Raw genomic sequence first — 12,382 nt, 5'->3', positions numbered from 1 at the left:
GATTCTCGACCACAGGCCGACACTCATCGTGAGCTAGCTCGGCGCCGCCTGGATCAACATGTCCGCCAGGGCCGCCGTGGCCGGTGTCAGGCGATCCCGGGGCTGCGATGCCAGATAGACCTGCCATGTGACGGTCTGCCGCAATTCGATGGCGCGCAGGTCCTCGAATTCGGCGCACTCCGACGCCGGCATGAAAGTGGTCCCGAGGCCTTGGCGAACCAGTTCACCGATAACCGAGAAGCCGGCAGGGATCACATGGACGGGCCGCGACTGGACGCCCGCGGACAGAAAGGCGTTGTCCAGCAAGGACCGAAAACCCCAATCGGGCGGGAATCCGATCAGGTCCTCCGCTGCCAGATCGAGCAGGCCGACGACCTTCTCCGCAGCCATGGGGTGATCGTCGCGGCACACGAACAACATCGGCTCCTCGAACATGAGCCGCATCTCGAGCTGCGGCGGCAATCGGTTGGGTACCGAGACGAGCGCCAGATCCAATGCGCCGTCGACGAGCGCGGAAAGGTACGCCGAGGCGCCAGATTGGTTGAGTTGCAACCGAAGTCGAACGAGCGGGTGCGCGCGGTGGAACTCGCCGAGTACCTGGGCGACGTTCATCGGCCCGTAGGAGATCAATGACCCGAACTCGACGCTACCCATCAGCCGGCCGCGACTGGACGCCACCGATTCCGCGGCCGAACCCGCGACGCGCAACAGTTCGTGCGCCTGGGCGAGAAAGCGTTCGCCGGCGACGGTGAGCTCGATCTGCTGACGGGAACGATCGAACAACTGCACACCGAGCTCACGCTCCAGCTTCGCGACCGATGTCGAGACCGCGGACTGCACGACGTGGACGCGGCGTGCCGCGCGGGTGAAGCTCCGCTCGATGGCGACCGCCACGAAGTGTTCGACCTGCCGTAGCTCCACGCCCGAGATTATCTACGTCATAGATGGGACATATCAATATCTGTCATTAGACGTGCTGACCGATCGGATGTCTCATGGATCGTGTGAACACGGCGTCGACGCAGCTCATCGGGCGCGACGCGGAACTGGCGGTCCTACGAGACGCCATCGCGTCACCACCGCACGGGCAGGTGATCGTGATCGCCGGCGCCCTGGGCTCGGGAAAGACGTCCCTGCTCACCACCGCCCAGCAGCAAGCAGAAGCGTTGGGCCAGCGCGTCCTCGGGATCGCCGGACTGCCCGGAGAGACCGGCACTCCGCTGGGCGGCCTGCACCGGCTGCTGCGGGCGCTGGACGATGCCGAGGCCAACCCGTACGGCCGCGCCGACATCATCGAGACCCTTTTCAGCACACCGCTGTTCGGCGACCAGATCCACACCGCCCGACTGGCCACGGCACTGCTCGAACTCCTCGACGCGGTGCCGCGGCGACAGCCGGTCCTGGTCACGGTCGACGACGCCCACTGGCTCGATGACCAATCCCGCAGCGTCCTGTTGTTCGCCGCCCGACGCAGCGCCGGCCGCCCGATAACCGTGGTGCTGACGCTGCCCGACACCGTGGCGGCAACGGGTTTGGCGGGCCGGTCTGCCGTCGAGATCCCGCTCCGGCCAATGACCATCGATCAATCGCTCGAGCTGCTGGAGGCGCAACCCACACCGCCGAACGGAGTCCTGCGCGAGCAGATCGTGAAGCAATCCGCGGGTAACGCCGCGGCGATGATCCACTTTTCCAGCGCGACCGCCGGCCCGGCGGCCATGGCGGGCTACGCGCCGGACCCGTTGCCCCTGCCGATCAGCGTCCACGCGATCTACGCGCAGCATCTGGCACACCTGCCCGCGGCCACGCGCGCCGCGCTCGTCGTCGCCGCGGCGTCCGCCACGGATCTGCGCGTGCTGCCCCCTGGCGCACTGACCGATCCGGCGGTCCTGGCACCGGCGGAAACCGCGGGCATCGTGCGGATCGCGTCTGCGCGGATCGACCCCGTCAATCCGCTCATCCGCTCCGCGGCGTACTACGGCGCGCCGCTGACCGCCCGGCAGGACGCACACCAACTTCTGGCCGATGCGCTGAATGCGTTGCCGCAGCGCAAGACTTGGCACCAGGCCCATGCCGCGTCCGCCGCCTCGCGCAGTCCGCATGACCGGATTCGCGCACTGACCGCCCACGGGATGGCGATGATGTGGAACGACGGGCGGGCCGCGGCCGCGTCGCTGCTGGCCGCGGCGGACGACGCGCTCCAGCTGGAACCCGCACTGGCCTGGGAGCCGCTGCGTGTGGCGGCCGCCGCGGCCTTCCTGTCCGGTGATCCGGCCGTGTATCAGGACACGGCGAAAACGCTTCAGCGACTTGATGACTCGATGCCGGCAGTCCAGGACAGCGCGTCGACATCGCGGCTGTGGGTGCGCGCGGTGGCCGACGCCCCGCGTGCGCGCGCCGAGTTGACGTCACTCAGCACCCGGCCGATCGGCGGCCTGGGAGTGCTGGACCTGAGCCTGATTGGGCTCGCCGCCGGGGTCACGGACGAATCGGAACTCGGCATCCGTGCGCTGCGCGCCGCCCAATCCCTGATGACGCAACATGATTCGACGGACGGGCACGCGCTCACGACCGCGATGCTGGCGTGGTCATGCGTCGACACCGGGCGCTGGGATGAGGCGCTGCGTATTACCGGCCAGCTGCGCACGCTCGGGGCCGTCAGCGATCAGCCGTTGGTCGGCGCCACCGGGGACCTGATCAGAGCGGTGGTGGCAGCGCGCCGCGGCGACACGACACCGGCGCGTGGACACCTGACCGCGGCGCTCGATGTGCTGGATTTCCACGACAACCGCTTGCACTCGGCGCGGGCACACCACGTCCTCGGGTTGATCAATCTCGTCGACGGCAACGATCTCGGGGCCTACGGCCATCTGGCCGAGTTGTTCACCGACACTGGTGCACCGCTGCACCCGCACGTCTCCTTCCCCGCTCTCGTCGACTACGCAGAGGCGGCCGTGCGGACGGGTATGGCCGAGGACGCGCGGCGCCGATTCACCGCAGCACTGGACCACCTCCCACAGCCGCACTCCACGCGCGTCGACCAGTTGGTGAACCATGCCTCGGCCCTGCTCGGCATCGGCGACCCCGGCGACATCCTGGCCCGGACCCTGGCCGACACCGCGGGTGAACGGTGGCCGTTCGAACGGGCGCGGGTGCGGCTGAGCTACTCGGGGTGGCTTCGGCGCAGCCGACGACGCAAGGAGGCGCGCCGGCACATCTCCGCCGCACTGGCGACCTTCGAAACGCTCGGTGCCAGACCGTGGCTGGACATCTGCGCCCGGGAGCTGCGCGCGTCCGGCGTCCCGACGACGACACCGGCGCTGCCAGCCACCGGGCGGTTGAGTCCCCAGGAGCATCAGGTCGTCTATCTGGCCGGCCGCGGTTTGACCAACCCGCAGATCGCGGCGCGACTCCAACTCTCGACGCGCACGGTTTCCGGATACCTCTACCGGTCATTTCCGAAGCTGGGCGTGACCAGCCGGCATCAGATCCGCGACATCCCGCCGCCGCCTGACGGGCGCTCGAGCGCGGGCTGACCAGGTTTCCACATCGCTAGATTTCGGCTAACCTAACTTTTCTATTCGCAAACCCGGATAGAGAGTGAGTGCATGCTGACCGACACCCGCGCACCGTCGCGCTCGTCGCGCCCGACCTGGTCTCTGCTGGGCCCGGCGTTCGTCGCTGCCATCGCCTATGTGGATCCGGGCAACGTCGCGGCCAACATCAGCGCCGGCGCGAAGTTCGGCTTCCTGCTGGTGTGGGTGATCCTGCTGGCCAACGTCATGGCCGGCCTGGTGCAGTACCTGTCGGCCAAGCTCGGCTTGACGACCGGCCGTTCCCTGCCGGAGCTGGTCGCCGAGAACTGCCGCACCCCAACCCGGCTGGCGTTCTGGGTACAGGCCGAAATGGTGGCCGTGGCAACCGATCTCGCCGAAGTGGTGGGCGGTGCCATCGCGCTGCAGCTGTTGTTCGGGCTGCCCATGCTGGTGGGCGGCGTGATCACCGGCGTGGTCTCCATGTGCCTGCTGTCGGTACAGAACCGGGGCAGCCAGCGGGCGTTCGAACGCATCATCGCGGGACTGCTGATGATCATCACCATCGGCTTCCTCACCAGCCTGATCGTCGACCCGCCCGCGCCCGGCGCCGTGCTCGGCGGCGTGGTGCCGCACTTCGCCGGACCCGAGAGCCTCCTGCTGGCCACCGCGATCCTGGGTGCGACGGTCATGCCGCACGTCGTCTACCTGCACTCCGGCCTGGCTCGTGACCGGCACGGGAAGCCCGAGTCCGGCGCCCCGCTGCGCCGCATGCTGCGCGTCACGCGCTTCGACGTCGGCCTGGCGATGGTGGTCGCGGGCGCGGTGAACCTGTCGATGCTGCTGGTCGCGGCAACACACCTGCAGGGCGTCGAAGGCACCGACACCATCGCCGGCGCGCACGCCGCCGTCGGCCATGCCCTGGGCCCGGCGGTCGCGCTGTGCTTCGCGGTCGGCCTGCTGGCTTCGGGCCTGGCGTCCTCGTCGGTCGGCGCGTACGCCGGCGCGATGATCATGCAAGGCCTGCTGAACCGGTCGTACCCGCTGTTGCTGCGGCGCGCCGTCACGGTCATTCCGGCGTTGGTGGTGTTGGCCATCGGATTCGACCCGACACGCGCGCTGGTCATCTCCCAGGTGGTGCTGTCGTTCGGCATCCCGTTCGCGCTCATCCCGTTGGTCCGCCTGACCAGCAACCGTGCCGTGATGGGCGAGAACATCAACCACCGCATTGTCACGACACTGGGATGGGCTGTGGCCGTGCTGATTTCGGTGCTGAACGTGGTGCTGATCTACCTGACCGTCAGGGGCTGAGCGCCGCCGCGATCTCGCCGCTGCGGACGGCGACGTTCGACAGCAGCGTCGCACCGAGCCCGTGGCTGTGTTCGACGGTCGCGCCGTTGAGGTAGATGTCACCGGGCGCGCCCGGCCGGGCCACCAACTTGTAGTCACGGGTGGCCAGTGGGCGGCCCTGCTCATCGAACTGATAGCAGGACGCGAGGTCGCCCAGGAACGCCGGCACATCCATCGGCGCATAACCGGTCGCGTAGACCACGGCATCGCAGCGCACGGTCTCGGTCGAGTTGTCGATGAGGTTGCGCACGCCGAGCCGGACCTCCGCGTCGTCTTCGTCGGCGCCGGTGACACGGCAGGCGCGGTGCAGGAACAGCCGGCGGGCCCCGCTCACGCGTTCGTCGTACTCGCGCTCGTACAGGTCGGCAATGAGGTCGACATCGACGGCGGAGTAGTTGGCCGACCGGTGATAGTCGAGCAGCCGCTGACGCTCCACGCTGTCCGCGCCGTAGAACTCGTCGACCGCGGCGGGATCGAAGATGCGGTTCACGAAGGCGCTGTCGTCGGCGAGGCTGTACCCGTACCGGCCGAATACCGCGTGCACCTCGGCGCGCGGGTAGGTGCGGTGGAGGTGGGAAACCACCTCGGCGGCGCTCTGGCCCGCGCCCACCACGGCGAACCGGCCGTGCTCCACCGGACCGAGCGCGGCCACGGCACTGAGCAGCTGGTGGCTGTGCCATTGCCGCAGACTCGGGTGCGTGTCCGGCGGCAACACCGGGTGCAGGCCCGTACCCAGCACCAGAGTGCGTGTCGAGATGACCTCGCCGGGTTCCAGCCGCACCCCGAAACCGTCGTCCTTTCCCCTCACCCCGACCACGCGGTGGCCGTAGCGCACGTCGGCGGCGAACTGGTCCGCGGCCCACTGCAGGTAGTCATGGAACTCGTGCCGGCTGGGAAACACGTCATGGCGACCGATGAAGTCGACGAGCCTGCCCCGCGCGCTCAGGTAGTTCACGAACGTGAATGCGCTCTGCGGATTGCGCAGCGTCGCCAGGTCTTTGAGGAACGGGATCTGCATCCGGGTGCCAGGTAACAACATGTCGCGGTGCCAGCCGAACCGCGGCTGGGCGTCGACGAAGCGGCCGCGCACGCCGCGCTCGGCCAGGGCCACCGCCAGCGCCAGGTTCGACGGCCCGAACCCGACCCCCAGCATGTCGGCGGGCTCAGGTCTGGACATGGTTGCGGGTGAGCCGAGCAAGGTAGAGCTGATGCACCATGTCCCGATTGATCAGCACCACGAAATCGGCCATGTCGAATTCCGGGTCGTACGACGGTTCCCCACAGATGACGCCGCCGATCCGCAGGCTGCCCGCCACCATCGGCGGAATCCGCACGCGACCGGGATCGGGCAGCTCAGCGAGGGGTATGCCGTTGACCTGCACCGGGTTTCGCGGTGTCACCAGGAACTCCGGCGGCGCCGGATGCTGCCGGTAGGCCCGGTCGAGAACGCCGCGCACCAGCGCACCGCGCGATCCGCCGTCCGCCATGCGCACCGAGAGACTCCCGATCGCCCACCGGTAACCGGTCAGTTCCTGATAGCGCAGGATGCCGGCCCACAGCATCGCCATGACGGTGCCGCTGCGATGGTCGGGATGCACGCTGGCACGGCCCAATTCGACCAGCGACGGCCGCAACGCGTCGATGCCGGCACTCATCTCGAAGTTGGTGTCGGTGAAGATGCCGCCGGCCGCCCGGGCGCCGTCCGGGGGCAGCAGCCGGTAGCACCCGACGATCGCCCCGGTCTGTTCGTCTCGGGCCAACAGGTGATCGCTGAATGCGTCGAAGCGGTCGACGTCGATCATCTCGCCGGTGCGTGGTCCGCGAATCGCTTGTGGGAGTGCGGCACCCAGCTCTTCGGCGAACGTCTGATACCGCAGGCGCTGCGCTGCTTCGATCTCATCGGGGTCGTCGGAGATGACGATGCTGTAGCGGCCGGAATCGGTCGCTGGGATGAGAACAGCAGCGCCGACCATAAGGTCTGAAAATATCCGCATCGCGGCGCGGCCGTAGCAACTTCGGCTAATCCACAGACTCTGTTCGGTTTGTTTGCCGGGAACCTGTCCGGATGAGCAGCGCCACGAACAACGTGGCCGTGGTGGCCGCCAGCGCGGCGGCGGTCAACGCGGACTGCATGCCGGCCGCACTCGCTTCCCGCGCTACCGTCGCAAGCGCGGGACGCAGCCGTTCGGGCACGACCTCGAGCGCCCGCAGCCCGGCCCCGGCGGCCAGCCCGTCACTGAGCTGCCGCCCCGCTTCGGCGCCCAGGCCCGGCACTGCGGAAAGACGGGACGTGGCAACGTCGCCCGCGTGCCGGCTGAACAACGCACCGAGCCCGGCGACGCCGGCCAGGATGCCGATCTGGCGCGCCGTGCTGACCGTTCCCGTCGCCATCCCGGCGTCGGCGACAGGCACGAAGCGCAACGCCGCGTCAGAGGTCAGCGCGGACAGCCCGCCGAGCCCCAGTCCGGCGACGACCGAGCCCGAGATGAAGTGCGTCCATGTCGTGTTCGCGTTTACTGCGGTCATCATCCACATCCCCACGGCAATCAACGCGACGCCGGCCGGGACGGTCGCGACCACGGGTATCCGCCGCGCCGCGACCATCGCCACCGGGGCACCCAGCACGATCGCCAGCGTGAGCGGCAGCGACCGCAGCCCGGCACCGAAGGGGCTGAATCCCAACGTGTTCATGAAATACAACGCGAGGTAGTTCGTCGACGCGATCAACGTCCCGGTTGCGGCGAACGCGGCCAGGGAGACACCCGCGAAGCCGGGGCCGGCGAGCAGCCGCACATCCAGCATGGGCTCGGACAGCCGGGACTCGCGGAGCCCGAAGGCGCTCAGAGCAACCACACAGAAAGCGCTCAGCCCCAACGTGATCGGACTATCCCAGCCCAAGTGGTTACCTTCGATGAGCACGTACACGCCCGCGAACAGCGCCGCCGTCAACACCACCGTGCCCCAGATGTCGACCGGCCGGGACCTCGGGACGACGCTCTCGGGGACGGCGAAGATGACGATGTACAGCGCGAGCACCCCGACCGGCAGGTTGATCAGAAAGATCGACGGCCACCCGTACGCAGTGACCAGCGCACCGCCCAGCAGCGGCCCGACGGCACCGCCCGCGCCCATCGCCGCGCCGTAGGCCGCGATGGCGCCCGCCCGCTGCCGCACATCGGGGAACGCGGCCGCAAGCATCGGCAGCGACGCCCCGAGCAGCACCGCCCCGGCCGAGCCCTGCACGGCCCGCAGCCCGTTGAGCGCATCGATGTTGCGGGCCAGCGCGCACCCGGCCGACGCGAACATGAACACCACCAGGCCACCGAGGTACAACCGCCGCCGGCCCAACCGGTCCCCCACCGTCGCCGCGGTCAGTAGCAATCCGGCCATCGGCAGGGCGTAGGCGTCCACCACCCACTGCAAACCGGACAGCGGCGCGTGCAATGACGCCTGGATGTCGGCCAGTGCCGCGGCGACGATCGTCATGTCGAGCAGCAGCATGAACACCACGACGCAGACCGCGGTCAGGGTCAGTCTGGCGCTCACACCTGAAGTTTGCACCGGCGGGCGCGGCCCGCGCGTCCGTAAGGTCGAACACATGACGAGAGATTTCCGGTTCGGCGTGGGCCTGCGGCACACCGACAGTGGGTCAGCGGTCCAGGACGCGGCGCGCCGCGCTGAGGACCTCGGCTACGACGTCCTGCTGGTGCCCGACCATCTGGGCGCTCCGGCCCCGTTTCCGGTGCTGGCGACGGCCGCGACCGCGACCAGCACGCTGCACCTGGGCACCTTCGTGTTCAACGCGTGCTTCTACAAGCCCGCGCTGCTGGCCCGCGATATCGCGGCCATGCGCGACCTGACCGAGGGACGCTTCGAGACGGGCCTCGGCGCCGGGTACGTCAAGGAAGAATTCGATGCCGCCGAGCTGCCGTTCCCCAGCGCCGGGAAACGGGTCGAGTACACCGCGCACGTCACCTCGTATCTGCGCACCCACCTGCCCGATGTGCCGGTGATGATCGCCGGTGCCGGCGACAAGCTGCTGACGGTCGCCGCCCAGCAGGCCCAGATCATCGGACTGACCGGTGGCGGGCCGCGCACCGAAGCGCACGATCCCCTCGCCGAGCGTATTTCTTTCGTGCGCAACGCCGCTGGCGACCGTTTCGCTGAGCTGGAGCTGAACCTGGCCATCACCGCGGTGCCGACCGATGAATCCGGCATTCCGAACCTGTCGATGACCCGCCACTTCCAGCCGGAACTCAGCGACGCCGAACTGATGACGACCCCTGGTGTGCTCAGCGGCAGCACCACCGACATGGCCGACCGGATTCGCGACCTACGGGATCGCTACGGGGTGAGTTACTTCATTGTCCAGCAACAGCATTCGGAAGCCTTCGCGAAGGTCATCGCAGAACTGCGCTGACGGCGCGACTGGTGGTCGTCTGCGCCATGGGCTCGTAGACAGCCACCTGCATCACGGCGTTCAGGATCAGTTGCGCGATGCCGTCCCACGGCGTGGCCCGCACCGGCTGCTCGGAAGCGAAAGGCAATGTCACCGCGGTGGCCGTGCCCGCCTTGGTACCGATCTCGATGGCCTGCTGCGGCGATCCGTAGCTGCCGGTGTGGGTACCGGCGAACATGTCGTTGATCCATCCGCCGGCGAGGATCTTCACCGCTTCCACGTTCGACGGTTTCGAGAACCCGGCGACTGCGTACTCGGCGAACTGCAGCACCGGATTGGCACCCTGCAGCGCGTCGATATGCCGGCCGCCGACAAGCATGACCCCGTTGAACTGGCCGGGTCGCGCCGCTTCGAGTTCCCGGCCGACCAGACCGTCCCGGTTCCATACGTACGGCTCGGATGAAATGTCGTAGACCGGGCGGTAATCGGCGCCGGTCAACTTCTGCAGCGCGGTGGGCACCACGTTGTTCAGGTCGACCGAGTCCATCAACACCACGCCCTGCAGGTTCGCGACGGCGCCGTTGTCCACCATGCGGCCGGCGGCGCCGGTGACCAGCGCGCCGCCGAGCGAATGCCCGACGAGGACGAAACTCGTGGGCAACGTCACCTGGTGTCCGGCTGCGGCACTTGCGCTTTCGGTCAACGCCGAACGGTCACCGGCGAACAGGTCCGCCACGGCCTGCTGATCTGCCGAACCACCGAGCCATCGGGCTTTCGGATCAAATGCATTGGAGGACAATGTCGGAGCAACCACAATGCTGTTGGTGCTCTGCGCCAGCGCAGCGAGGGTGTAGCTGTACATCGGGGCGACGGCCATGAAGCCGTGCTGGAAGTAGATCATCCGGGTCGTCGTATCGGCGTTCTGCGGGAAGTACCAGTTCGCCTGAACCTTTTGCCCGGTGTCCGGCATGGTCAGGCTGGACACCTTGACCGTGACCGTGCTCCCCCGCGGCAGTGCCGGCGGGCCGGCGAACGCAAGCATGGCGCCGCCGATGACGTTGAACACGAACGATCCGATGGCGTTGATCAGGCTGGGCCGCGCGGTTTTGACGGCCGTGGTCGTGGCGCCGGCGGTGGTCGTGGCGCTGGTGGCGGTCGTGGCGCCGGCGGTGGTCGTGGCGCTGGTGGCGGTCGTGGCGCCGGCGGTGGTCGTGGCGCTGGTGGCGGTCGTGGCGCTCGGCTGCGATGCCATCGCCGAGGCTGGCAGCGCGGCGACGCCCGGGGACTGGGGCTGCTCGACCGCCATTGCGTTCGGAAGCCTCACCGGCGGCACTGTCGGCCTGAGCCGAACCGTCTGCGCCCGAACCACTTTCTCCGGGCGGATGGGGCCGGCCGGCGCCGTGCCGCGCTCGGACTTGCCCTCATCGGGCTTTCTCTTGTCGACCTTGGGCGGGTCGTCGGCCTTCTTGTTGCGCGGGGAATGCCCGGCGGACTTACGCGCATGCGCGTCGGTCGCGGGCTGCGACTTGCCGGTCTGCGACGTGGACTTCTGCGACGTGGACTTCTGCGATGTCGTGGCCCCCGACGTCGTTGTCTGCGACGAGGGACCCGCTGCGCCGGGTTGGGAACCGGTCGCGTCGTCGGCCAACGCCGGCGCGAGCGGCAGCCATAGCGCCAGACATCCCGAGGCCAGCAGTACCCACGCTTGTGCGGACAACCTCGTCATCAACCGCACGCTAGCCCGCGTCGCTGCCCGCCGCGGGAAAATGAACAAATTGGTTTGCATGTGTCATTAAAGTGCGGCCCGGCGACCAGTCAGGGCTACGGCATACTGATGGTCCCATTGGCCCATCCCCGGTAGGACCGTCGAGTGTCAGCTCCGCAGCGCAGGCCCCGTGGGCGTCCGGTCGGTGGCGGCAACAACACCGAGCAGGCCCGGCAGGTACTGCTCGACGCCGCGGAGCAGTTCTTCATCGACGGTGGCAGCGGGACCTTCACGATGGAGGTCATCGCCGCCGAGGCCGGCTACTCGCGCAGCGCGATCTACCGGCAGTTCGCCACCCGGAAAGAACTGATCGCAGCGTTGGTGCAACGCACCACCCAACGGCACATGCTGGCGATGCTGCAGCAGGTGGCCGCCGACGCCACGCCGGTCGACCTGCTGATCGACAGCCTCGTCATCGTCGCGACACAGCTGGTGCACGATCCGCTGCTGCAAACCATCGCCGACCAGACGCCCGACGGCGCCGTCGCCACGCTCATCGCCAACGACGGCTCGCTGACCAGGACGGTCCAGTCGATGGTCGAGGGCATGCTCGCCAACAGCACGACGGGCCAGTTCCGGCCCGGGCTGCATCCGCATGACCTAGCGCAGTTCCTCATCTCGACGGCACTGAGCCTGCTGCTGGACGTGGTGCCCGGCAGCAGCGATCCGACGGTGGCGCGGAACTATCTCCGGACCTTCGTGTTGCCGGCCATTGTCGCCAGTCCCCCACCGGCGACGCGCGTGTTTCCGGAGTAGCCGACCCGGGTAGCCCACCCAGGTGCTCAAGGAACTGCAAGGCCGCCGGATCGCCATTCTCGCCGCCGACGGGGTCGAGAGAGTCGAGCTCGAGGAACCGCGCGCCGCGGTCGAGGAGGCCGGCGGCGCCGTCGAGGTGTTGTCGATCAAGGCCGGTGAAATCCAGGCCCGCAATCACGACCTCGAACCAGCGGGCAGCATTGCCGTGGACCGCACCGTCGGTGAAGTGCGGGTCGACGCCTTCGACGCGCTGATCCTGCCGGGCGGCACGGTGAACCCCGACAAGTTGCGGGTCGACGACACCGCGGTGGCGTTCGTCGGCGACTTCGTGCGCTCCGGCAAGCCCGTCGCCGCCATCTGTCACGGCCCGTGGACCCTCGTCGAGGCGGACGTCGTGCGCGACCGCAAGGTGACGAGCTATCCGAGTGTTCGCACCGATCTGCGTAACGCCGGGGCGACCGTCGTCGATGAAGCAGTGTGTATCGACGGCAATCTCATCACCAGCCGTTCGCCCTCCGATCTACCGGCGTTCTGCGAGGCCATCACCGAGGCATTGGCGAGCAGTCCGGCCCAGACCTGACA

The 12,382-nt window shown here is 68.4% G+C and carries 10 protein-coding genes; 5 read left to right on the top strand and 5 right to left on the bottom strand.

The window, feature by feature from the left end; genetic code table 11:
- Positions 1-33: 33 nt before the first annotated feature.
- Positions 34-921: a LysR family transcriptional regulator gene (locus tag ACJEIK_RS03890; RefSeq protein WP_133426587.1), complete on the bottom strand. Its 888-nt coding sequence runs from the start codon at positions 919-921 to the stop codon at positions 34-36.
- Between the two features lie 74 nt (positions 922-995).
- Here ACJEIK_RS03890 and ACJEIK_RS03885 point away from each other — a divergent pair, with 74 nt between their 5' ends.
- Both ACJEIK_RS03885 and ACJEIK_RS03880 read left to right on the top strand, forming a co-directional pair.
- A complete protein-coding gene (locus ACJEIK_RS03885; protein WP_409431081.1) occupies positions 996-3,533 on the top strand; it encodes an AAA family ATPase in 2,538 nt (845 codons plus the stop codon).
- Between the two features lie 72 nt (positions 3,534-3,605).
- Entirely contained in the window at positions 3,606-4,841 is a 1,236-nt protein-coding gene (locus tag ACJEIK_RS03880) for an Nramp family divalent metal transporter (RefSeq protein WP_409431080.1), read from the top strand.
- Here the strand turns inward: ACJEIK_RS03880 and ACJEIK_RS03875 are convergent.
- The 3 genes from ACJEIK_RS03875 to ACJEIK_RS03865 are packed head-to-tail and all read right to left on the bottom strand — an operon-like array spanning position 4,831 to position 8,414.
- Positions 4,831-6,033 (bottom strand): lysine N(6)-hydroxylase/L-ornithine N(5)-oxygenase family protein, encoded by a 1,203-nt coding sequence (locus ACJEIK_RS03875; RefSeq protein ID WP_409431642.1) that lies wholly within the window; start codon positions 6,031-6,033, stop codon positions 4,831-4,833. The two genes, ACJEIK_RS03880 and ACJEIK_RS03875, sit on opposite strands and share 11 nt — an antisense overlap.
- A gap of 10 nt (positions 6,034-6,043) precedes the next feature.
- Positions 6,044-6,853 carry a GNAT family N-acetyltransferase gene (locus ACJEIK_RS03870; RefSeq protein ID WP_133426585.1) on the bottom strand — a complete coding sequence of 270 codons (810 nt, stop codon included), beginning with the start codon at positions 6,851-6,853 and terminating at the stop codon, positions 6,044-6,046.
- A gap of 46 nt (positions 6,854-6,899) precedes the next feature.
- Complete coding sequence (locus tag ACJEIK_RS03865; RefSeq protein WP_409431641.1) at positions 6,900-8,414, bottom strand: MFS transporter; 1,515 nt, start codon at positions 8,412-8,414, stop codon at positions 6,900-6,902.
- A 64-nt stretch (positions 8,415-8,478) separates the two neighbouring features.
- Between ACJEIK_RS03865 and ACJEIK_RS03860 the strand changes: the two genes are divergently transcribed.
- Complete coding sequence (locus ACJEIK_RS03860) at positions 8,479-9,300, top strand: TIGR03621 family F420-dependent LLM class oxidoreductase (RefSeq protein ID WP_409431079.1); 822 nt, start codon at positions 8,479-8,481, stop codon at positions 9,298-9,300.
- On the opposite strand, the gene ACJEIK_RS03855 is transcribed toward ACJEIK_RS03860, so the two are convergent.
- Positions 9,281-11,005, bottom strand: a complete 1,725-nt coding sequence (locus tag ACJEIK_RS03855) for an alpha/beta hydrolase (RefSeq protein ID WP_409431078.1) — start codon at positions 11,003-11,005, stop codon at positions 9,281-9,283. The two genes, ACJEIK_RS03860 and ACJEIK_RS03855, sit on opposite strands and share 20 nt — an antisense overlap.
- A 144-nt stretch (positions 11,006-11,149) precedes the next feature.
- Here ACJEIK_RS03855 and ACJEIK_RS03850 point away from each other — a divergent pair, with 144 nt between their 5' ends.
- Positions 11,150-11,800, top strand: coding sequence for a TetR/AcrR family transcriptional regulator (locus ACJEIK_RS03850; RefSeq protein WP_409431077.1), 651 nt, complete (start codon positions 11,150-11,152; stop codon positions 11,798-11,800).
- Positions 11,801-11,822: 22 nt separating this feature from the next.
- Positions 11,823-12,380, top strand: coding sequence for a type 1 glutamine amidotransferase domain-containing protein (locus ACJEIK_RS03845; protein ID WP_060999312.1), 558 nt, complete (start codon positions 11,823-11,825; stop codon positions 12,378-12,380).
- Positions 12,381-12,382 lie beyond the last annotated feature (2 nt).

This window comes from Mycobacterium sp. SMC-16, assembly GCF_046250085.1.
GTDB classification, from domain to species: Bacteria; Actinomycetota; Actinomycetes; order Mycobacteriales; family Mycobacteriaceae; genus Mycobacterium; species Mycobacterium phocaicum.
The sequence above is the reverse complement of the archived record's forward strand: the minus strand, read 5'-3'. Positions and strand labels throughout refer to the sequence as shown.

Excerpts from the sequence above, each read along its gene's own strand:
- ACJEIK_RS03885 (WP_409431081.1), top strand. The coding sequence starts at position 996 with ATGGATCGTGTGAACACGGCGTCGACGCAGCTCATCGGGCGCGACGCG.
- ACJEIK_RS03880 (WP_409431080.1), top strand. The coding sequence starts at position 3,606 with ATGCTGACCGACACCCGCGCACCGTCGCGCTCGTCGCGCCCGACCTGG.
- ACJEIK_RS03875 (WP_409431642.1), bottom strand. The coding sequence starts at position 6,033 with ATGCTGGGGGTCGGGTTCGGGCCGTCGAACCTGGCGCTGGCGGTGGCC.
- ACJEIK_RS03870 (WP_133426585.1), bottom strand. The coding sequence starts at position 6,853 with ATGGTCGGCGCTGCTGTTCTCATCCCAGCGACCGATTCCGGCCGCTAC.
- ACJEIK_RS03860 (WP_409431079.1), top strand. The coding sequence starts at position 8,479 with ATGACGAGAGATTTCCGGTTCGGCGTGGGCCTGCGGCACACCGACAGT.
- ACJEIK_RS03855 (WP_409431078.1), bottom strand. The coding sequence starts at position 11,005 with ATGACGAGGTTGTCCGCACAAGCGTGGGTACTGCTGGCCTCGGGATGT.